Genomic DNA, 23,447 nt, shown 5'->3' on the forward strand with positions numbered 1-23,447 from the left:
GATAATTTTCTGTTTCTATTATATATATTTCTTAGTTTCGACATTTTATGCTGACTTATTCACCGCATAATAGCCCAGAATCTGATCCAGTTTTTGGATAAATTCAACTTCAGGCTGCCAGTGATATAGCCCCTGTCCGGCCTGCCCATTCATGCCGCGCAGATACAGATAGGTTGCTCCACCCAGATGCTCCCGGATGTCATAACCCTGCAGATTAGCACTTAAATAGCGGTGCATGGCGACTAGATACAGGGCAGCCTGCAACCAGTAACTGGAATGCGTCATGCTGTCATGAATTGCTTCCGGCAGATAATCCTGCTGATTGGCACCGAGATAGTTACTCTTATAATCGGCGATGTGATAACGCTGACCATCAAAATATACCAGGTCAATTGCCCCGGTCAGGTAACGTGCCGATTTGGCTTCATTAAAGTCCGGCATGATCAGGCCATAATCCGCAAACAGCTGCTGAATCTGGCGAATCTGTAAAGGTGCATCATTCAAAGCCAGATAAAACGGGAATTCCGACAAAAAGCTGTGCTGATCCAGCTGGCTTAAACGAAACTCGCTCTGAAGCGGTGTGTTCAGGATTTCCCCGACCCAATCATGCATTAGATTCAGCAGAATATCTTCGGATAATTCCTCAAAGAATAGCCCCGCTGACTGCTGTATTAGTCCAGTCACATCAAGATTTTCATGCGTGCTTGCTTTAGGCAGCTGCCCCATTTCCTGCTCAAACTGCTGAATAAAGGCATCATCATCCAGTTCCAGAAAATAACGCTCAAACTGCGTCATAAATTGTAGAAAATGAGCGATATTTAAAGATGGCTGCTGGAAAAAGCTGTGCCATGTATGGCGATAGGCAACACTTTGGTCATGCAAGCGGATACCGGTCAACAGTTTATAGTTGATGCTGGCCATAACATGCAAAATAGCCTCAGCTAGCGCTTCTGCTTTTAAACTAACATTGCTGGCTACCCGTTTAAACAGAGTATTCAGGTTAATCGTGGCCTGCAGATAATGCTGCTGGAAGGCCTGCTGCAGTAACTCTAGAATCTGAAAGTCCTGCTGGAACTGGTCTTTCAGTTCCATCCAGATATGTGGCGCGGTATTCTTGAAACGGCGTCGGATTTCCAGATTCCAGTAACTGCTATCCTGAAAATCCAGATGCTCAAAAATACTGTGCAAGAAAGTTCCGGCCACAGTACCTTTAGGAAAATTCAGCTTGATCCAGTCCAATGGCTGTTGCAGCACTTCTGCTTCTGTCTGCAGATGGATTTCATCGGCAGCACTTTCTGGGTGTTCATATAGACTGACCAGATCATCTTGCAGTACGGTTACATGCAGCTGATGTCTCGATAAAGCGGTGAAGCTGGTTGTGGTCCGTGGATAGAACTGCTGTTCCGGTAAAGGATGAGCAACTAATTCCAGTGCTGTTTGCATCCGTTCTACCGCAATACGCGGTGGCGCTGTTGTTAAGGTATTTTCCATACAGCTGAGCGGGTGCTGGAAGACCTGCTCACCCTGCCCACGCCAGTAGGCCAGACACGAATCTGATTGACCACTCTGATCCTGCAGCATGGCGTAAACCCGATGGCTGGCACGCGTTAGCGCCACATACCAGAGACGGTGATTCTCTGCAGCATTCCGTGCTGCATTCTGCAGCTGTGCCTGTTCATGCAGATCCTCACGATTTACCGCAATCACTCGTGACTGATTCAGAATATCGTCTTGCTCATGACCAGCCAGCGAGAAGTTAAGGTTACCCTTGTTGACGTCAAACGGTGCATCAGCGCCCATCAGGAATACGATTTTGAATTCAAGACCTTTGGAGGCATGGATTGTCAGCAACTGTACGCCACGGTCACCGGAGAGCTTGCGCTCTTTTTCACTGTCCTTGCCAGAAGGAGACTGTAACTGGCGCAGATACCAATGATACAGTTTCTGTGCACCCTGATAATATTCGCTTTGCTGCGACAGGATTTCGGTCAGATGACGTAGATTGACCACAACCCGCTCATTATCGATGCTTTGGCTCGATACCAGATTAGTCCAGACATCAAACAGGTTCAGGGCATAGTTCCAGGCACTCAGAAAGCCCTTGTCGAACCACATTTCCCGGATCGCTTCGAAATCGGCTATAAAGGTACTTAGGCCAACTGGCTGCTGTTGCAGTTCCAGCAGCTTTTTCAGGTCAAAGCCGAGCAGACGGGTCACTAAAGCACGGCGAACCTTGGCTTCATTAAACGGGTCCATGATCGCGGTCAGCACCGCGGCAACATCTTGTGCCACATTACTGGCAAAGACACTCTGTTTTGATTCCTTATAACAGGCAATTCCCATACGTTGCAGACGCTGTTTGACCTGTTCCAACGCATAATGTCCAAAGGACAGTACGGCAATATCATCCTCAGTTAGAGGAGCAGAACTGTCCTGCTGTTGGAAATACAGTTGTTGCTGTGCAGATTGGTTCAGTAATTCGCGGATTTTCCAGGCCACTTGATCGGCTTCATGCTCCTGCTCACCCAGCTGCATCCAGCGTAATGGATAAGGATTAGCTTGTCCGGAATCAATCAGGTCCGGATGGGGACGGCTACCAGCCTGAATCAAACTATAATTAACGCTTTCACCAAAATCCATCTGGCGCTGGAACAAGGCATCAACCACTTCCACCAAAGCTTTGACCGAGCGGTGGTTCTGGGTCAGGGTATATTCATGGCCCTGCTTTAAACGGACATCAGCATGTGCCTTGTTATAGGTCAGCATGTCGCCGCCACGGAAACCGTAAATCGCCTGCTTTGGATCACCGACCATGATAATACAGCCGAGCTGTACCCGCGCAGCATCCCGCCAGATTCGTGCCAGCAGATCGTCCTGATCCTGGTTGGTGTCCTGAAATTCATCTACCAGAATTAAGGGATAACGAGACTGCACAAACTGGACAAAACGGCGCCCCTGCTCGCCTTGCAAGGCTTCAGTCAGGGTACGGATCTGTTGCGAGAAGGTAGTCTCTCCCTGTTTCTGTAAAGTCTGCGGCAGACGATGCTGCACACTGCGAATCAGGTGATATTCCAGATAAGCCGTGAGCTGTTTGAATTTCTCATCCAGTGCCTGTTTCACATTGCACAGGGCTTCGATGGCACAAATCAGCGGATGGCTGAGGAAATACTGCTGCTCTTCTTCGCTACAGCTTTTGGTAAAACGCTGCTTGCCTGGCTGAAAATCAGTTTTATTACGCAGCAGATAACATAACTTCAGCACCAGCTTGCACAGCTCAGGATCAAAGAAGCACATACCCTTCTGTTCACTTAGCTGTACCGCCCAGTCAGAAAAATTGCTGCAGATCTCCGACAGTTTTACATGAAAGTTTTTATGAAAATATTTCGGGGTTTCGGCGCAGTAAGTCTGTATCTTGAGCAGTTCTGCCGGACTGATATTGACCAGCTGTTCAATACAGGCATCCAGTTCACCCAAATCCCATTCTACCTGGCGGACTGGCTGGAAATGATTGGCGCTAAAATTGAGTGCATCACGTACCAGCCCCACATAGTGTTCAGGAGCTTTGAGCTGGTTCTGTAAATACATCTGGTTAATAACATACTGCGGCTGCTGCTGGATCCATTCCCGTAGCACATCATGAATCAGCTGCTGAATATACAGGTCCTGATCTTCAGTCAGTTCAGCACGTTCAATCCGACCACTTTCAAAAGCAAATTCACGCAGTAACTTTTGACTAAAACTATCCAGCGTGCCGACAAACAACTCATCCAGCTGGTTCAATACCAGCCCCAGACGACGGCGAGCATAGTCCATGCGGTTGCCATAGTCTTTTAACACTTTCTGAAATAGCGGATCAGATTCCTGTTCGATCTGCTGGGCCATTTCCACCGAATTAAGATGCTGATAGCGCTGGATATAACGCAAAGTTTCTTCCACACGTGCGCGTACCCGGCTTTTCAGTTCAGCTGTTGCCTTACGGGTAAACGTCGTCGCAATGACCTGATGTGGATAGTATTTATCTAGAAAAATCCGCACCATCAGGCTAGACAGGGTATAGGTTTTGCCAGTCCCTGCCGAAGCCTCGATCCAGTGCAGACCAGTAAAGGTCATGTCCTGAATTGGATTGGTTGAAGTTTTATGTTGCTGTTGAGGGGCGATGGTCATTTATTTTACCCACTCTAAATGTTGTTGAATCGGAGCATACAAGTCATAGGCAAATTTTAGCAGGCTATGCTGCAACGCCTGCTCTGGATCCTGATCCTGCAAAATGAACTGCCAGTCCTGATGCAATACACAGGACTCATCAGAACTCAGTGGGCGGGTACTTTCATAAGTGTTGTTCCAGGCCGCCAACAGCTTATCCAGATCAGCAATAATCATTTGACCCTGCTCATTGGTTTCCCATTGCCAGTCTTTTTTCAGAATGAGCTCAGCTGGCAACACTACCGGTTGCTGCTGTCCTGCTTCCCAGGCCTTAAACCAGTGAGTCAAATATTCTTTAGCCTGAGAAGATATCACCTTGCAGAATTTTATGGTCTTGTTACTGAACAGCACAATTCGTTCCAGCTCTGCGGTATAACTGTCATCATTTAAATAGGCCAGCCAGAGCAGATATTCCAGCCAGACATGCGCGCGACGGCGCTCTGAGGCTGAAGCGGACTGCATGCTCAGCCAGTACGACGCATTCGGTTGCTGCGGCACAGTAATCTGCAACATCAGATCAGATGAATAACGATAGTTTTGCTGCGTGGTACGAGTAATCTGTTTGTCCAGTTGCTGTAGGCGCTGCTGCAGCAATTCCTGTTCCTGCTGGGTACTCAGCCAGGTTGCTTCCTGGGTTTTTCCGACTGGCAGACGATCCAGCATCAACCGAGTATCTATTTCCTGTTCCTGCTGCTGCAGGAAATCCCGTACCTGATATTGCTGCAATTTATCCAGCAATAATGGTTCCTGTGCCGCGGGCAAGTCTTTATATTTCACGCTGGAAATGCCAACACTTTTCAGGAACAGACGTGCCGGGAAGATCATGTCCCGAATCCATTCATCGCCATGCAGAATCCGAATCTGCTCCTGCTGTACTGGCGGACAATGGATATTAATCCAGCTGCGACGCTGCCCTTCAGCCTTACAAAGAAAAGAAGCCACATCATGCCACTGATCCTGAAAACGTGGGGTACGTAGTGTACTAAAACCAACTGGATCAAAAGGCTGTAAAGGATGCACATGATAGAGCTGCTGGATATGCGCTGCGACTGGCAAGCCATTCATCTCGGTCATCACATCGACATCTGCATCTGGATGCTCGGACTGGCAGATCAGGGCAATATGCTGGATCAATTCCTGCAGTGACGTGGATGGATCACGCACTTCGCCATCATTCACATCAAAGCCGTTGTAGAACAGCCACAGATTTTCCTGTGCTAACAGCAAGGCATCCAGAAATGCACCCTGATCATCATCCAGACGGGAGCGGTCACCGAGCTGTGGCTTAAGAATGCTCATCAAGTCAAACGGTAGCTGCTGATTTCGGCTCGGGAATTTGCCAGTATCCAGATTCAGCATCACCACCAGCTTATAAGGCAGTGGGCGAATCTGGCCAATCTGGCTAAAGGTAATTTGTCCGGTCGGTTCGGCCTGATCCAGCTGCATGTCCAGGCTATTCTGGATTTCTTCCAAGACATAAGGCAATGGTAAGCTCAATGCCACCAGTTCCTGAATCGCATTTGGATCATCCTGATCATGATAATCGGCCAGCGTCAGCATACGCATCTGTTTTTCAATGATTTCTGCTACGGTTTTTAATGACTCAACCCCATTGCTGCGGAATGCATTCACGTCCCGATTTAGATATTCCAGCCAGGTTTTTACCGGTGTACGCTGTCCCTGCTCATGCGCATTCAGCCAGCCGCGACGTTCATTGAAATCCTCATAGATCTGGATCAGGATAACAATCAGCGGAAAATCACTGCTGAGCACTTTGGCATAACTGAGGGTATCTTCAAACAGCTGATGTTCTGGCACCGCCATACCCAGTACCAAGCGATCCAGAGCAAAGCGGAAGCTAAAGCGGTAATCTTCATCACCTTCATATAACTGTTGCTGTAAATGCTGCTGATCTAAGCCGCGCTTAAAGCCGGCATCACTGAGCAGCTGGATGATGCGTTCCACTTGTGCATAGTCCAATGCATAGTACTGCTGGGTCGCACTTAAACTCAGCCAGTCGGCAAAATCTTCAATGCTAAAACGTCGATGCATCAACTGTATGCGGCCCAGCACGGCACGCCAGGCATTGCTGACATCCAGACGGGATACCCCGGATATCTGGATCGGCAGATAAATATTGTTTTTGCGCAGACGGGACTGGCTGCCTTCTCGTTCACGTGGTGGTGGTGCAAAGACACTACGAATCGCCGGTTCCAGTTCTTTCAGGTTTGGACTCAATACCAGGATGTCACTGGGCTGACGCGGTACTTCTTCCGTGCCTTGAGCCAGCCAGTGAATGATCTGTTCGCGCAGTACTTCCAGTTGGCGTAATGAAGAATGACAGACATGGATCTGTACCGAGCTATCGTCCGGCTTCAAGGGATAAGTATGCCGCTCCGGTTCTACCAGATACAGAATATCCGACTGGATTTTTGCCAGCAGATGGTCCTGATAGTCATCCACAAAGGCATCCGCCCAATGTCCTTCCTCACCCGAAGACAGTTTGGATAATAACGAGAAGTGATCCCGTGCCTGCTTACCAAAACGGGTCAGTAAAGGATGACGTGATTCACGGTCTTCAGCATTAAAGTTCAGCTGGAACTTTTTCCAGAATGCAGCAATTTCCTCATCACTCGGCTTGCCTCCACGCGACTGTTCGTATTTGCGGATAAAGCGTTCCTGTACACCCAGGTCATAGCGCGCCTTCCAGCTCGGATCGACACTATCCGCCCAGTATTCCTGTGACGGGTTAAAATGGAAAATATAAATCTCGATGTACTGACCCAGACGGCGCAAGAAATCCAGCTGAGCTGGTGGCAATTCCAGCATGCTAAAGACCACCACCTGAGATGGCAGCTGCTTTAAAGCCTGCGCTCGGGTTTCCGGATTGTCGATGCGTTCCCAGTACAGCTTTTCAATTTCCAGAATTTTGGCATAGTCATCCTGAAATACGTTCTGCCACAGCCAGCGCTGCCAGGCTTCCAGTTCCCGTGCCTGAATTTTGACGAAATCTGCTACCGGAATTTCCTGACCATTTTCATCTTTGGAGATATATAGCATCTGCTCTATTTCTAAAGGCAGATTCTGTCCCCAGTTGTTCAGCCAGTTGGTCGGACAACTACATTGTTGCGGCGGACAATTGCGTGCGCAATAGCCGCGATAATCCATATAGTGACTAAACAGGCGCGATACCTGTTCACAGACCCAGTACAGCATGCTTTGTTTTTTGAGCAGGCGCTCATTCGGCTGTTCCAGACGGTCAGCGCTGTCATAAATCCGCTTTACAATCGAATACAGCGGATGCTGGGATTTGAGTGGAATTTCATCTGCCAAAATGGTCTTGCGCAGCGCCTGAAAGGCTCGCCATTTAATGATGATACGTGGAATATTGGCTTCACGGACTTGCTCCAGCTCTTTCTGGCTGTTTAGCACCCATTGATAAGAAGTCCATTGAAAAGCACGAATTCGGTGGTGAAATTGTGTATTGGCACTGATACCCTTTTTCTCGGCAATTTTCTGGGTGAGCCAAGCTTCAACGGCAGGCGAAGGCACAATGAAATGCTGCGGCTCAAGCACCTGAAAAGCAGTTCTTTTCTGCTGAGTCGTGACCAGCAGCATGCTATCCAAAAGCACATCAATTTTCTGACTTTGAATAACATGAATAGCCATGAATTCCCCAAATTAAAAGAAAGCAGCACTACAAAACAATAAAGATTATTTACTATACACCCTGTTCTGTCTATGTCACTTTTAATCTACACTTAAGTAGAAAAATTTCTTTTAAAAAAGCATCTTATGGATACTTTTTTAGAAAAACAACAGGAAGCTTTAGGTAATCGCCCATGAAATTAGACAAATTTCCCGATCAAATTGATCCAAGTTTAAATCTAGAACAGATCCGTGAAGAATGCCTGGAGCTGATTAAGAAGCGTGCCTATATGTCTGCAGGTGCAGCCGTGATTCCGGTACCGTTTCTTGATGTCTTGATTGACGTCGGCATCCTGTCACAGCTAATTCCTGAAATCAATGCCCGATTCGGCTTGGCACCAGAGCAGGTCAGCGTATTTGATCCAAAAACCAAACAGGTTCAATGGGATGAATTACGTAAACGCGGCGTACAATTTTCTGGTTTTGTGGTGGCACGTACGGCAGTAAAAAAATCCATCAATAATGTTGCCGCAAAATATATCACCAAGCAAGTGACCAAATTTATCCCGCTCGGTGGTCAGTTAATTGCGGCAAGTTTAGGCTACTTCGTAATGAAAAAAGTTGCCGAGGCACATGTGGAAGACTCTTATAAACTAGCCAAAAATATCCAGCAAAAACAGCAAGCTAAAACTGTATAATTTTGATTTAGAATCATCTTATTTAAACGCAGCTTGGTCGTATTAACTTACGCCAAGCTGTTTTAGTATGGTTTTTAAGATTTGTAAACGTGCGCTATCCTTGTCATCGGTAGCAATCACATGCCATGGCGCCTGATCGGTGCTGGTATGCTCAAACATATCTGCCGCTGCCTGCAAATAATCCTCCCAGCGTTCACGGTTACGCCAGTCTTCATCAGTGATCTTGAAACGTTTATGCGGCGTCTGTTCACGTGCCTTAAAACGTTCAGCCTGTTCGTCCTTGGAAATCGCTAGCCAGAACTTGATAATCACAGTTTGTGCCTCAATCAGGTCATTTTCAAACCGGTTAATTTCTGCATAAGATGCCTGCCATTGCGCAGGACTAATCAGTTCTTCAATCCGTTCTACCAGTACCCGTCCATACCAGGACCGGTCAAAAATCGTAATCTTGTCTTCCGGCTGTAACCTGGTCCAGAAACGCCACAGATAAGGACGGCGCAATTCATATTTTTCCGGTGCACCAATGGTATGAATTTCATATTCGCGTGGATCAAGCTTTTTCACCAGCCGCTTGATTGCTCCCCCTTTACCGGCTGCATCCATCCCCTCGAATACAATCACCACATTACGTTGATCCATACGCATTGCACTGGCTACCTTGCGGGTCAGTTTCTTGAGTTCGTCCTTATAGGTATTCTGATCCACCGGCTCCCGCGAAGGCTGCAGCAATGCTTCCGGAATAAATGCCGGGGACCATGTCTTACTTCCTTTAGCAGGATGATCCGGACAGTGTTTCAAGGCCGCAAGAATAGTCTGGGCAAACTGCTGATCACGCAGGGTTTCATCTTCACCATCAATGATGATCCAGTCATTGGTAAAGCGCTGACGCAAACGCTGGATCGCGTCATATTGCTTACGACTGCGCCAATCCAGACCGTGTAAACGATGCCAATGCATCTCACTTGGATCAATATCATCTAAACGTTTTTGTAAAGACTTCCAGGGCAGATCAAACCAGATCTTGATCACATCAACATGGTTATTTTTCAGATCCTGCTCAAAGGCACGCATCTGTTCAATATAATGATCAAACATGCTTTCATCTATAGGATTCGCTACATGCATGGCGGTACTTAGCAAATCTGTGTACCAGTTACCAAACAACACCATGATCTGTCCTTCAGCCGGGATAAATCGTGCATAAGGCTGCCAGAAAGTCTGTCTTTCATTCAGGGGCCTTGGCTGGTCTGCTTTTACCCGCAAATAACGCGGGTCAACCCATTCCCGTAATTGCTTAACCGCTTCTCCTTTGCCGGCCAGTTCAATTCCATTGACCAGTACGACTACACTTTTAGCATTCTTCTGTCCGCGTGTATCTTTCAGGGCATATTGCGCATCGATAAGCTGTAACGATAATTCATTTTCTTCAATCAATTGAAATTGTTGCTGTTCTGTAGACATAACCTGTTCTGTTTTTCTTGTTCCTGAATACAGTATAGACAGGCTTCTTGCCTGGTGAATAGCGATCGCTACGATTTTTAAACGATCTTTTTTGTCGAACTTTTCAACAAATTGACTTCAAATCCTGTGCAACCGGTCAATTTGTCATAGCGCGCCATCCTAACTCGTTCTAAGATTCCCACATCCATAACCATATTTGAACTTCCCATGTCCAAACTTGCGGTTTTAGACGATCTTCTGGAACGTTATTATCAGCTGAACTATCACAAGCAACCGGAACTGCAACAACGTCTGCAAGATGTCCAGCTCTGGCAAAAAGAGCGTATGCAACGCACTCATGCCAAGCAGTTTGCAGAAAAGCAAAATGTGCTGATGTCAGAATATTTCCTGAACCGTCTCTATGGTGGACCGGACTTCGATGCGCTGGCAGAACAGATTGCCCGCTTGACGCGCTATGCACATAAGGCAGAAAAGCTGATTCCGGATAATGCGATCAAGACCGGCACTCACGGAGTAGAGCTGGCCATTCTTGCGGTACAGCTTGATGAGCAGGTGGCACAACAGTTATTGGAAGATTATCATCCAGCCGAATCACTGACTGATGAAATTATGCGTCTGATCTATTTAAAGCTGGATCAGAGCCAGGATCGCCTTAAACAGTTAGCTATGCTGGATCAGCTTGGTACTCATCTGGATAAATATATGCGGTCTTTCATTGTGCAGGCAGCATTTAAAATGTGTAAAGGTGCCGCAGAAAAATACCGTTTTGAAGTCATGTATGAGTTTATGCAGGATGGATTTCTGGCGATGAAACCACTTAAGTCCGCAGAAAAGTTTGTACGTGAATTTACGGCAACTGAGCGTAATATCATTGATCGCGTGCATGCTGGCGATCCACAGCCTTTCCGTTAATTCCCGACAGCTTAAAAAATCTGAAAATATCACCTCAGGATAAGGCTGGCATCTGCTTGCCTTATTCTCTTAACCCAATCAACCAGCTATTTTTAAATCGTAGTAATTTCATCGATACAAAAAAATCACGTCTCAATAAATAGACAAAATAATGGTTCCAAAGCCCTAATCGTATCAATCAGTTATAGTCTTTAATAAAGTTATAAAAATTATGCAAAATTTACAGAAATTAATCTGTTTATGGTCAACGTACTTGATCGGCTTACGTGTTATCTAAGCCTCCGTATATCTTGATTCTTTATAGATGTACCCATGTCAATGAATTTTAGGAAAAATGTAATGGGGTACAAACAGTTATCTATTCGCGGCACTGTACAAATAAACCTGAGACCTTCAATAAACAGTTATAAAATTGATGCTCAAGATATACAGATTGAAAGCCATAAGTCTTTGGATATTTACGGTCAGGCGATGCTTGTTCATGATCTGAAATGCAAGTTAAAGATAGGCTATTTCCATATTGTGATTACCACAGATAAACAACGGATTATCTCTGTTGAGCGTGGGGATTATGCACTCGGAGATGGTCTTTATTATGAACTGGATCAACTGTCCATTCGCTATGGTAAAAACCAGTTCATCCATAAACTGGACGAATCTTAAAAATTCTGGATACAAAATGAAAAACCCCGGCATCCTGCCGGGGTTTTTCGTATTGGTTCGCTTGGTATAACTCCTGTCGTACCTTACTTTCCTTGTATTTATCTATTTTTATTCTTAGAGGGAACATCCTGTTCCTGATGAACTTATCATATGAAATTTCTATCACTATAAAATAGTCGCTAAAAACCTGAATCAATGTAAGCAAAAACGTACAAAGAATTGAGTAGGTTTTGACTCACCATTTAATTAAGCTATGGTGCACCGCATCAGCAGGAAGATATAAAAATTCAGAACGTATATCATGACTTTTTATCATCAATTAAGATCGATTTTTCGGCTGAGATTTCAGCTAAAGACGCATTTTTCTGTATATTATTCATAACAATTGCATGATGATTGCTGTATAACATCTTAGAATCTGTCATTATGCAGTCCATGCACGCATGCAAGATTAACCCCATTGATCTGTTAGGAGTGACTCCAATGTCCAATGAAAATACTACGCCTACCCCTACAGCTGAGTCGGCACAACAAACAGACAAAGTGAGCCCATTCTTAACTGCACCTTTACCACAAGGTGCGCCACAAGGTCAGCAACAGTCTCTAGAACAACGTCTGACTGATACACCTGTCACAGGTAGCATACCGAAATATAATCTGCCACGTGGGGCGAATACCGGTAATGTCGGTCCAACCACTCACTTCGGCTATCAAACTGTCAGCAGTGAAGAAAAAGCACAAAAAGTCGCGGAAGTATTCCATTCTGTAGCCAGCAAATACGACATCATGAATGACCTGATGTCTTTTGGTATTCACCGTCTATGGAAACGTTTTGCCATTAACATGTCAGGCGTGCGCCGTGGTCAGCATGTGCTGGATATCGCCGGTGGTACGGGTGACCTGGCCAAAGTATTCAGCCGTGAAGTTGGTCCAACCGGTCATGTAGTATTATCTGACATCAACGAATCTATGCTGAATGTGGGTCGTGATCGCTTGATTGATGCAGGCTGTACCAATGTCGATTTCGTACTGGCTAATGCCGAAACTTTAGAGCCATTTGCAGATAACAGTTTTGACCTGTTAACCATTTCATTTGGTCTACGTAACGTCACTGATAAAGATGCTGCACTTGCTTCGATGTACCGTGTGCTTAAGCCAGGTGGCCGTCTGCTTGTTTTAGAATTTTCTAAACCAGTCTTTGAGCCATTCTCGAAACTGTATGATCTGTATTCATTCACAGCATTGCCAATCATGGGTAAAATCATTGCCAATGATTCTGAAAGCTATAAATATCTGGCAGAATCGATTCGTATGCACCCAGATCAGCGCACTCTAAAAGGCATGATGGAAAATGCCGGCTTCCAGAACTGTGACTACCATAACCTGACGGGTGGTATCGTTGCCGTTCACCGTGGTTTTAAACTTTAAGGTTCCCATTCATGTGGTCAATTCTGGCACTTGGTGCCGTTGAACGTGTGATTCACCATTTCATTGATCTGGATGCGATTACCCGCATCCAGTTAAATGCATTGGCTGGCAAAATGCTACGTGTAGTAATTGCCTCACCGCAGCTTTCTGTAGATGTATTCTTTGATGATGGCAAGGTTCGCCTGGAGCCAACAGCCACTGGGCATACTGAAGCTGCTTCGATTTTTGAACAACGTCCTTATGAAGCCAACAGCTCACAGAGTTCTGAAGCCACTGCGACTTTACAAGTCGATAATATCATTGACCTACTGAAACTGCTGCTTTCAGATGAAATAGGCAATATTCCGCTGCAAGGTGACTATAAATTATTGCAGGAAATCCAGCGCATTATGCAACAGGCTGAACCTGATCTGGCGGCTCATTTAAGCTCATGGATCGGACCAACCCTTGCACATGAAATTGGCAAATTGCAACTAGCACCCAAACATCTCAAGCGCAGTCTGCAAAGCGGTCTGTTCTTTATGGAAGATACGCTTAAAGAAGACAGCGGTCTATTTGCTGCACGCTGGCAAATGGATGATTTACAGCAAGATACGCGTATACTCAATCAAAATATTGATCGTGTAGAAGCTAAGATTGGTCAGCTTCAGACACAGATTGAAAACCAACAAGATTCAACTCAAAACTAGGTACACCACTTTATGATTCCGCATGTTTCACGTTTACTCGAACTCTGGCGCATTGCCGCGCATTATCGACTCGATACGTTGTTTCCTGCGGAAGAACTCCCAGAAAAAAGCCGTCATATCCTGTCCCTGATTCGTATGCATCCGGCTGCATGGTCCAGCCGAGAGCGTAAAAATCCTCTCAAGCTGAAAGAAGCTTTAGAGGAAATGGGGCCACTGGCAATCAAACTAGGCCAATTGCTATCTACGCGTCGTGACCTGATTCCACCTGAAGTACTGCAACAACTGGTCTTACTACAGGATCGCGTCAAGCCATTTGACAATGACGTGGCTAAAATGCGTATTCAGGAATCGCTGAAAGCCGATGTAAACACCCTGTTCGCCCGTTTTGATGTTCAGCCACTTGCTGCTGCATCAATTGCACAAGTGCATACTGCTGCCCTGCATGATGGCCGGGAAGTCGTAGTGAAAGTGACCCGCCCGAATATCCGTAATCAGATTTTACAGGATTTCGAGATCCTGAGCTGGCTGGGTGATTTTCTAGAAAAACGTCTGGAAGCAGCGCGTGCCTTACATTTGACTGAAATTATTCAGGATTATCGTCAGATCATTCTGAATGAGCTGGACCTGACGCTGGAAGCAGATAATACCCGCCGGATGCGTCATTATTTCACCGGCTCCAGCATGATGTATGTGCCTGAAGTCTACATGGACAGCAAAGATGTACTGGTCGCAGAACGGATTACCGGTGTACCGATTTCGGATATTACCACCTTTGATGAACTGGGTATGGATCGTGCTGACCTGGCACGCAAAGGCCTCACCATCTTCTTTACCCAAGTATTCCGGGACAACTTCTTCCATGCCGACATGCATCCAGGCAATGTCTTTGTAGAAACCATTAATCCGGCCAATCCGCGCTTTATCGCACTGGACTGCGCGATTATGGGAGAGCTGTCTAAGCATGACCAGATGACGGTAGCACGTATGCTGTTGGCGGTCATGAACAGCGACTTCATGCAGCTGATTCAGATTGTGCATCAGGCAGGCTGGATTCCACCAGGTACCGATCAGGATGCGCTGGCACGCGAAATGCGCCGTACTGTGGGTCCAATGGTTTCAAAACCAATGCATGAGCTGGATTTTGCCGGGATTCTGATTCAAGTCATGGACATTGCCCGTCGCTTTCATCTGGAAATTCCACCGCAACTGATGTTGTTATTAAAAACCTTGGTCCATGTGGAGGGCCTAGGCACTGACCTATATCCGGAACTGGATATCTGGAGTCTGGCCAAACCGATCCTGACCGACTGGATCAAGGCACAGATGAATCCGCAGAAAAATCTGAAAGAACTGGGACAGAAAATCCCGGATCTGCTTTTAGGGGCGCAGGATTTACCAACCTTGATGATCGACAGCCTGAACGGTCTAAAAAACCAGTCGGCCTGGCATGCCAAACAGCTCAATGAATTGCAAAGTATGCGCCTGCAAATGGAACATCAGCAAAAACGTAGCTGGATTTTTGGCAGCATCATGGCCATTTTGCTTTCAATTGCAATTATTTCACCATGGTTTGTGTCAGTGATTCTGATTGTGCTGGCAAGCATACTTGCTGTCTGGCGGATAATTAAATAATTATTGTATTTGAATAAGTCCATTTTTAAATGGGCTTATTTTTTGCTTTATCAATATATAAATTATTTAATAGTTATTTTGTAAAAGATATTTAATAGCTGTAGATTTAATTAATTATTTTATTTATTTTTTAAGCTATTATTAGATAGATAACGCATAACTCATAAACAAAGGTTTGGGAATTAGGGAATAACGGCTTTGTTGCACAAAGATTTGAAATGCAAAGCGCCCCTAATTGAGCCAAATTTAAGGCGTAACTTGGGTAAGTGGGCGACCTAATTCCGTAAATCTGTTAAGGACTGCTACACGTGCATGGATCTCATTCACTTGGCTACCAAAACTCCTTGCGCTGAGTTTATCTCCTAATAATTTAATGCAGTGCATCTTAGTTTCAACCAAACTTCGCCGATGATAGCCTGACCATTTTTTCCATAGTGTCCTGCCTAAACGTTTAATTGTTCGAAGTAATTCATTTCGCTCTAGCGAGCTACTCTTTGTATCTTTCCATTGTTTCGCATTTTTTCTAGGTGGAATCACCGCATGCGCTTGCCGATCTGCAATGACCTGACGGCATTGCTTGGTGTCATAAGCTCCATCGGTATAAACAGAGTCAATCCGCTCATCTTGTGGAATCTGATCAAGTAAATCACCAAGCACCTGTGAATCACTGACATTATTGGTTGTAAGCTGAACTGCTCGTATTTGTAGGGTTTTGGCATCTATACCAATATGAAGTTTACGCCATTGGCGACGATATTCAGATCCATGTTTCTTGCGTTTCCATTCGCCCTCACCTAGAAACTTCATGCCTGTAGAGTCCATGAGTAGATGCAGCCCATCGCTACTTTTTTGGTAGCTGATTACAATATCAATATGCTTTTGTCTTCTACAAAGCGTGGTGTAATCTGGAGCTATCCAATTTAATCCGCAAAGTTTAATCAGACTTTGTACAAAGCCAGTAACCATACGTAAAGACAGACGAAATAAGGATTTAATCATTAAGCAGCATTGGATGGCTGCGTCGGAGTAGGTTTGATTTCGCCCTTGTTTGCCTTTTGATGGAGCATACCATTGCGTAGCAGGATCAAACCAAATGGCAATATTTCCGCGACTCATGAGTGCTCGGTTATATGCGGGCCAATTGGTTGTGCGGTAGATTTTGTGTGTAGGCTTCTTCATTTGAAAATTATATCGCTAAAAAAGCCTTTACAGATAGGTTTGTGCAACAAAGCCGGGAATAACTATGAATAATCGTGTATTTAAATTAACAACGTTAGCAATAGCAACTTCATTATTGGCAGCTTGTGGTGGAGGTGGTGGTGGCTCATCGAAGCCCGGTTTTAACTCCAAAGAAATTTCTGGTGTTGCTGTAGACTTTTATTTGGCGGGAGCAGATGTAGATTTCACTAATTCTAACTGTGAAGCGGCTTACCCAGATTTAAAAACAGATGAAAACGGTAAATTTACTTTTAATACTACACCAAATTGCCAGGAAACCGGTTTCATTATTACAGGTGGGATTGATACTGTTACCAAACTTCCATTTACTGGTCAGTTAAAAGTTAAAGAAATTAATTATCAAGCAGCATCAACTACTGAAATTGTTGCAACACCTCTAACGACTTTACAGGCTGAACTACCAGCCGCTGAATTTCAGGATGTGCTTAGTAAGCTAGGTTTTAGTCTGAATGAAGATGTCACGACATTTGATCCGATTACTGAAGGAACTAATAACCAACAAGCAGCAGTATTTGTATTACAACAAATTCTAACTCAACTTGAAGATTCTGGTTTAACTATGGCTCAAGCCGTGAAAGCCATTCAAACAACAGTAGCGACTACGCCGCTTCTTACTAATTTAGGGGTAAATACGACTGCTGTGACCTTGATATTCGATACTGCTGCACAATCTGCCTCAGATGAAGTTAAAACAGCATTACAAGAGAATCAGGCAAAAGTAGAAGCTGTAACTGATATTATCAACACAGCTGTGAATACAACAGAAAATGCTAAGTTAGAAGATTATTTAACTGACAATCCGACTGTTATTGCTGACATTCAGGATAACCTTGCATCTGCTAGTTATAGTGGACTGAGCGTTGCTGGTAAAAATATTCAAGAAATTATTGATTCTCGAAATGATGCACGTCTATCCGTTGATAAGAACGCCATTGATTCTCTAGCTCAAGTGAAGTTTATTTTAAATAAAGCGACTACAGATACAGATTCTATTAAATTAGGCTTCCAGGCTACTGCTGCAATTGGTCAAAATGGCCAGCCTGAAACCTTGACCGCGTATATTAGCAAGGTAAACGTTTCATTTGATAATAATATTGCGATCAGCAAAATTACTGTTCCAGCGGGTGCTGTCATAGAAATTGAAACCACTTTGGCAAATTCACCGAAGGGTTCATTCGAAGTTGCACAGGATACCGAGTTTACCGGTGATTCAATTTCTCTATCAGATCTAGCAAATAAATTTACAGTTTTACGTCAACCTTATACCAACTATAAGAATTTGATTAGTTCAAGCAACTTCGTTAATGCGGATGTATCTGTTTTTGTTGCTCCGACTATTTATCCGGTCTCTGCAACTTTAGGATTAAACCTGGGTACATTTGGTATTCCAAATAAACCTGCAACTGACTTTAGCGGTGTTACCACTACAGGCTACTTTACGGTTCAATAATCAAAAATTAAAAAAAGCCAGTGATTGATCACTGGCTTTTCTCTCACTTCTTATTCGGTAAATAAAGTTGAAAAATCAATCATTACTTTTTATTTTTGCAGCATTTACTATTTCTTATACTTATGCTGCACCCGATGATTTATTTTTACAAGCTACTCCTGCTAAAAATAAACTGACGACGAATGCCAGCTTAGATATAGTCAATGACACTGTGGACTTTTTGGACTTAAGAGAAAGTGAAGGTGTAAAAGGTGATTCAGGAGACTATCTTGGGGGACATATCAGTTCACAGTATCAACTTCATCCTGAATGGGCTATAAATGCTGATTACTGGCGTCGAGAAATTGAGTTCGGAAAAGATACCAATAAGTTAAATTCCGGCGCTTTGGGCCTTACTTACTTTCCAGCAAGTCTATCTACAGATCGCTCTAATCTTGCTTTTAAATTGTCTTTTTGGGGCAACCAGGCGGATGAAGTCGCAAAAACCTCTCCAACTAATATAAATGGTCGTACAATTAATGAGGTAATGGTTTCTAATCCTCGTGATACCCAACTTCAGCTTGATACTATTTATACACATAAAATTGACTTCATGAATCAAGTAAATATATTTGGTTCTTTAGGTTATAGCAAAGTTAAAGTTGATGAACTGGATTTAATGGTTCACTTGACCGGGAATAACCGGGACTGTAAAGCCAATATTAATATTGACTCGAATAATCAGTTAACTGCTACACCTATTGGTCGATGTCTTATCGATGGTCTCATTGTACGGGATATTGATATTGGAAATTATGCTGACCAATTTGATCTCGATGTTAAAAAAGACCTCAATTACGACAGTTACTATGCTTCTCTAGGTGGCTCATGGAACTGGCGTTACCGTCAATTCGAAAGTCAGCTCGCTTATCAATACCAACGTTTATGGCGCAAGGATATTGATGACCGAATCAGCAATTTTGGAAACTCACCGATTAAGGACAACCATACTTTTGGTGCTAAGTTTAGTTATGATTTTACTCCAAAGCTGACAGGCTATCTGCAAGGTCAACTGTTCCAAAACAACCTCGTTGGCTATGTACCTTTTCTGTATAACGGTGTCACAGCATCTCGTTTAGATAAACGCTATGGACTGGCATCTATCGGAATTCAATACCACGGTTTCTAGTTCAAAAAAGCCTGATTTATTCAGGCTTTTTTGTTTGCTGAATGTCATATGACTCTAAAGTCACCTTAGGGCACATCTTGCCATTGGGTCCAAAGGCACAACGCTTAAAATAAGCCCTCACTGGTCGAATATGGGTTAAACCTCTATGCAGATTTTACAAAAACATGCCCCTGCCCTGAAAATCCGTGCCGGGCACTTGGCACGTGAGCTGATTCTGAAAGAAGGTTTACAACCCGAACAGGTGGATATTGTTCCTGGGGCTGCAGGGGGCCCGAAAGGTATCGGTATTCAGGGGTTGGATCAGGCAATTTTTGGTGATTTTCTCCCACGTGCTCCTCAGCGTAGAACCCTGGTGGGTTCCTCCATTGGCAGCTGGCGTTTTGCCAGTATTGCTGCTCATGGTGCTAAACTAGGAACCGAACGCCTAGCTGAACTGTATACCAACCTTTACTTCCATAAGAAAATGACACGTTTGGAAGTGAGCGAAGTCTGCCGCGGTATGTTATTCGACCTGGTCCAAGGCAAAGAGACTGAGTTAGTTAATCATCCAGATTATCATCTGACCGTGTTGTCTATTAAAGCCCAACACATTTTCCAGAGTGACAAGGCCTTACCTTTACTGGCTTCTGTAGCCGGAATTGTCGGGGCAACTGCAGTTGCACGCAAGCACAGCCGTCATTTTATGCAACGGGTCATCAGCCAACCGAATATGGGTGAACAGTTTAAAATCGCTGAAGATGGATTTACCACGCATTATCATGCCCTGACTGAACAAAGTGTCCTGTCCTGGTTAATGGCATCTGCCTCTATTCCGGGGGTGATGGCAGCGGTGAATAACATCCCGGATGCACCGCAGGGCTATTACCGTGATGGTGGCCTGATTGACTATCACATAGACCTGCCCTTCCAGAGCAAAGGCATTGTGCTATATCCGCATTTTACCGATAGCATCACCCCAGGCTGGTTTGACAAGTTATTTAAACGTACCTCAAATCCGGAAAATCAGGCACGAACTTTGCTCATCTCTCCATCGCCAGAATATTTGCAAAGTTTACCTTTAGGCCGTTTGCCAGACCGTAAGGACTTTACTTTAAAAGGTTTAGATCAAACCCAGCGGATTCAGCTCTGGAAGCAATGTATTGCTGAAAGCCAGCGCTTGGGTGATGAATTTCTGGAGCTGGTCGAGAAACAGAATTTTGCCGACCTGATGCAAGCCTTGTAATTGGCCGCAGCTGCCCGATTATTTGTATAATTGCCTTAATTTTTTGAGCTGTTGAGATTTATGCAGAAGTTTTTAGTGGTCCTGCAATATGCCTGTATTGCCTTTGGTCTTTATCTGATCTATAGCGTTGGCATGTCGCTATATACCCAGCAATTCGAGCTGATGGAACTGGTGGCCGATATTGGTACGATTCTGATCTGTATCGACTTAGGGGTGTTTTTATATACCAGTAAAGGTAAGTCTGGAATTAGCATGGAAGAATATGCAAAACGACTGGAACAGCCACCGTCGAAACTGGTTTATGTGACCCGAAAACTGGGGCATCTGGGTATTTTGCTGATCATTACCAGCTGGATTGTGCCGATGATCAATTCATAAAAATCAGACATAAAAAACCTCCCATTTGGGAGGTTTTTTATTGGGTAATTAACGATTACTTGGAACCTTTAATTCCTGCTTGCAATAACAATGCACCCAAACCACCAATTTTTTGCTCTTGTGGTTTAGCCGCTTGCGGTTTCTTGCCCTGAGGACGCTCACCTTGCGGACGTGCCTGCTGTGGACGTTTAGCTTGAGGCTTACGTTCACCACGTGCTTCATTGTTGTCACGGCGTGGCTGACGTGGTGCTTTTGCCGGAGCAGCAGAAGCTTCAGGACGCATCGACAAATTCACGCGGTTACGTTCAGCATCCACATTCAAAACACGCACTTGCACGATTTGACCCGGTTTCACCACTTTATGCGGATCAGCGACAAATTCATTAGCCAGTTCAGAAATATGCACTAAGCCGTCTTGATGGACACCGACATCGACAAATGCGCCGAAGTTAGTCACGTTGGTCACTACGCCTTCCAGCTGCAGGCCTTCAGTCAATTGAGCCACTTCAGTGATATCATCACGGAACTTGGCAGTACGAAATTCTGGACGCGGGTCACGACCCGGTTTTTCCAGCTCTGCCAAGACGTCTTGAATCGTCGGCAGACCGAATTGCTCATCAGCAAACTCTTCAGCATTGACCTGGCGAATGATTTCAGTATTGCCAATAATGTCTTTTACCGTTGTTGCTTTCGCTTCAACAATTTTAGACACAAGCGCATATGATTCAGGGTGTACTGCAGAAGCATCCAGTGGCTCAGAGCCATCTAGAATACGCAAGAAGCCCGCAGCCTGTTCAAAAGTACGTTCGCCTAAACGTGGCACTTTTTTCAACGACTGACGGTTATCAAAACGGCCATTTTCCTTACGGAAATCTACGATCTGCTGTGCAATCGATTTATTCAGACCGGCGATATAACCCAGAATTGCAGAAGAGGCAGTGTTTACATCAACACCCACCGAGTTCACACAGTCTTCAACGACTGCTTCCAGCGTTTTCGCCAGACCGGTCTGATTCACATCATGTTGATACTGACCTACACCGATTGATTTAGGATCGATTTTGACCAACTCAGCAAGAGGGTCTTGCAGACGGCGTGCAATTGAAACTGCACCACGAATTGAGACGTCTAAATCTGGCAATTCTTGTGATGCGAGTTCAGATGCTGAATACACCGATGCACCTGCTTCCGATACAGACACACGCGTCAGTTTCAGATCGCTATTAACAGCCATCATTTCAGCGACTAAAGCTTCAGTTTCACGGCTTGCCGTACCATTACCAATCGCAATCAGATCGACATTGAACTCACGGCATAAACGCGCCAGCTCGGTCAGTGAACCTTCTTTATCATCTTTTGGAGCAAAGGGATAAATCGTGCTATGTGCCAGAACATCGCCAGATTCATTCACGACTGCCAGTTTCACACCTGTACGGATACCCGGGTCAACGCCCAGCGTCGTACGCGCGCCAGCAGGTGCAGAAAGCAGTAAGTGACGTAAGTTTTCCGCAAACACGTTCATTGCTTCAGATTCAGCAGCCAGACGTTTTTCAGTCAATAAAGAATGCTCAATCGTCGGGCGGACTTTACCCAGCCAGAACAGTTTCGCAGTCTGTTTCAGGAAATCCTGACGAGACTGGGGCTGAATGGCCTCCAGATTATATTCTGTTTCAATACGTGCCAATGGAGCATCGTCTTCGCCATCCACTTTCAGGCCCAGGACATTTTCCTGACGGCCACGCAGCATTGCCAGTAAACGATGCGAAGGAACTTTGTTCAGGTTTTCAGAGAAATCGAAGTAATCACGGAATTTCTTACCAACTTCTTTTTTCTCATCAGAAGCAACCAAACTTTTTAAAATGGCAGTTTTTGCAAATGTCGCTTTCAGCTCAGTGGTCAGCGCAATGTTCTGTGCCCAGTCATCAATCAGAATGTGCTGGATCGCATCCAACTGACTTTCTTGATCTGGATAATCTTCATGGCTAAAGCCCGCAAGTGCTTCGACAGGATCAACCGCTTCAGCAAAGATTTTATCTGCAATCGGACCAAGACCAGCTTCTTTGGCTTTGAATGATTTACTGGTACGTTTTGGACGGTACGGCGCGTAAATTTCTTCTAATGCATTTTTGGTTTCTGCCGCATTTACCCGCGCCAATAAATCATCAGATAATTTATCTTGTTCTTTGAGTGATTCAATCACCTTTTCACGGCGCTCATACAAATCACGCAAGTATGATAAACGCGTATCGAGCTGGCGTAGTTGCGTATCGTCTAAGCCCTGCGTTACTTCTTTACGGTAACGTGCAATAAATGGAACACTGGCACCTTCATCAATAAGTTTGATGGCAGCTTCTACTTGAGTTGGACGTACGGCAAGTTCTTTTGCCAACTGCTGAACTAAGTCAGTCATCGTGTTTGATCCCACAAGGATAAGTACTAAATGGCATGATTATAAAGACCAGGCCTATAAAATCCACAATTGTTTTTATTAATTTATCTTTATGAATTATGACAGTGTTGTTCAATATTTGAAGAATGACGTTTAGATCCAGGCGATACCTGCCTCATATTTGCGAAACTTTTATCATTTGCCTGTATATATTTGGTATCCATCCCTTGATTTTAACTGCAATTTTTGTTGCTTTAGAGCATAGTC

The 23,447-nt window shown here is 44.7% G+C and carries 15 protein-coding genes; 10 read left to right on the forward strand and 5 right to left on the reverse strand.

Features of this window, described 5'->3' with window-relative positions:
- Positions 1–45 precede the first annotated feature (45 nt).
- Both F955_RS01925 and F955_RS01930 read right to left on the reverse strand, forming a co-directional pair.
- Positions 46–4,164 (reverse strand): UvrD-helicase domain-containing protein, encoded by a 4,119-nt coding sequence (locus tag F955_RS01925; protein ID WP_004890488.1) that lies wholly within the window; start codon positions 4,162–4,164, stop codon positions 46–48.
- Positions 4,165–7,872 carry an exodeoxyribonuclease V subunit gamma gene (locus tag F955_RS01930; protein WP_004890492.1) on the reverse strand — a complete coding sequence of 1,236 codons (3,708 nt, stop codon included), beginning with the start codon at positions 7,870–7,872 and terminating at the stop codon, positions 4,165–4,167.
- Positions 7,873–8,045: 173 nt separating this feature from the next.
- Here F955_RS01930 and F955_RS01935 point away from each other — a divergent pair, with 173 nt between their 5' ends.
- Positions 8,046–8,549, forward strand: coding sequence for a hypothetical protein (locus tag F955_RS01935; RefSeq protein WP_004890494.1), 504 nt, complete (start codon positions 8,046–8,048; stop codon positions 8,547–8,549).
- Between the two features lie 42 nt (positions 8,550–8,591).
- On the opposite strand, the gene pap is transcribed toward F955_RS01935, so the two are convergent.
- Complete coding sequence (gene pap, locus F955_RS01940) at positions 8,592–10,010, reverse strand: polyphosphate:AMP phosphotransferase (protein WP_004890497.1); 1,419 nt, start codon at positions 10,008–10,010, stop codon at positions 8,592–8,594.
- A 207-nt stretch (positions 10,011–10,217) separates the two neighbouring features.
- Between pap and F955_RS01945 the strand changes: the two genes are divergently transcribed.
- The 5 genes from F955_RS01945 (at position 10,218) to F955_RS01965 (ending at position 15,334) form a co-directional block, all read left to right on the forward strand.
- Entirely contained in the window at positions 10,218–10,922 is a 705-nt protein-coding gene (locus F955_RS01945; protein WP_004890502.1) for a DUF8198 family protein, read from the forward strand.
- 339 nt (positions 10,923–11,261) lie between these two features.
- Positions 11,262–11,585, forward strand: a complete 324-nt coding sequence (locus F955_RS01950) for a hypothetical protein (RefSeq protein ID WP_004813497.1) — start codon at positions 11,262–11,264, stop codon at positions 11,583–11,585.
- A 483-nt stretch (positions 11,586–12,068) separates the two neighbouring features.
- Positions 12,069–13,013: a bifunctional demethylmenaquinone methyltransferase/2-methoxy-6-polyprenyl-1,4-benzoquinol methylase UbiE gene (ubiE, locus tag F955_RS01955; RefSeq protein ID WP_004890506.1), complete on the forward strand. Its 945-nt coding sequence runs from the start codon at positions 12,069–12,071 to the stop codon at positions 13,011–13,013.
- 11 nt (positions 13,014–13,024) lie between these two features.
- Complete coding sequence (locus F955_RS01960) at positions 13,025–13,702, forward strand: ubiquinone biosynthesis accessory factor UbiJ (RefSeq protein WP_004890508.1); 678 nt, start codon at positions 13,025–13,027, stop codon at positions 13,700–13,702.
- Between the two features lie 12 nt (positions 13,703–13,714).
- Complete coding sequence (locus F955_RS01965) at positions 13,715–15,334, forward strand: ABC1 kinase family protein (protein ID WP_004890512.1); 1,620 nt, start codon at positions 13,715–13,717, stop codon at positions 15,332–15,334.
- Between the two features lie 246 nt (positions 15,335–15,580).
- Here the strand turns inward: F955_RS01965 and F955_RS01970 are convergent, their stop codons facing one another.
- A complete protein-coding gene (locus F955_RS01970; protein WP_008302424.1) occupies positions 15,581–16,513 on the reverse strand; it encodes an IS5 family transposase in 933 nt (310 codons plus the stop codon).
- Between the two features lie 64 nt (positions 16,514–16,577).
- Here F955_RS01970 and F955_RS01975 point away from each other — a divergent pair, with 64 nt between their 5' ends.
- The 4 genes from F955_RS01975 (at position 16,578) to F955_RS01990 (ending at position 20,791) form a co-directional block, all read left to right on the forward strand.
- Positions 16,578–18,023, forward strand: a complete 1,446-nt coding sequence (locus tag F955_RS01975) for a hypothetical protein (RefSeq protein ID WP_004890514.1) — start codon at positions 16,578–16,580, stop codon at positions 18,021–18,023.
- Positions 18,024–18,090: 67 nt separating this feature from the next.
- Positions 18,091–19,191 carry a hypothetical protein gene (locus F955_RS01980; RefSeq protein ID WP_004890516.1) on the forward strand — a complete coding sequence of 367 codons (1,101 nt, stop codon included), beginning with the start codon at positions 18,091–18,093 and terminating at the stop codon, positions 19,189–19,191.
- A gap of 145 nt (positions 19,192–19,336) precedes the next feature.
- Positions 19,337–20,413, forward strand: a complete 1,077-nt coding sequence (locus tag F955_RS01985; RefSeq protein WP_004890519.1) for a patatin-like phospholipase family protein — start codon at positions 19,337–19,339, stop codon at positions 20,411–20,413.
- 60 nt (positions 20,414–20,473) lie between these two features.
- Positions 20,474–20,791, forward strand: a complete 318-nt coding sequence (locus F955_RS01990; RefSeq protein ID WP_004890522.1) for a hypothetical protein — start codon at positions 20,474–20,476, stop codon at positions 20,789–20,791.
- Positions 20,792–20,846: 55 nt separating this feature from the next.
- On the opposite strand, the gene F955_RS01995 is transcribed toward F955_RS01990, so the two are convergent.
- Positions 20,847–23,201: a Tex family protein gene (locus F955_RS01995; protein ID WP_004890525.1), complete on the reverse strand. Its 2,355-nt coding sequence runs from the start codon at positions 23,199–23,201 to the stop codon at positions 20,847–20,849.
- Between the last annotated feature and the right edge of the window lie 246 nt (positions 23,202–23,447).

This window comes from Acinetobacter schindleri CIP 107287 (genome assembly GCF_000368625.1).
Lineage (GTDB): Bacteria > Pseudomonadota > Gammaproteobacteria > Pseudomonadales > Moraxellaceae > Acinetobacter > Acinetobacter schindleri.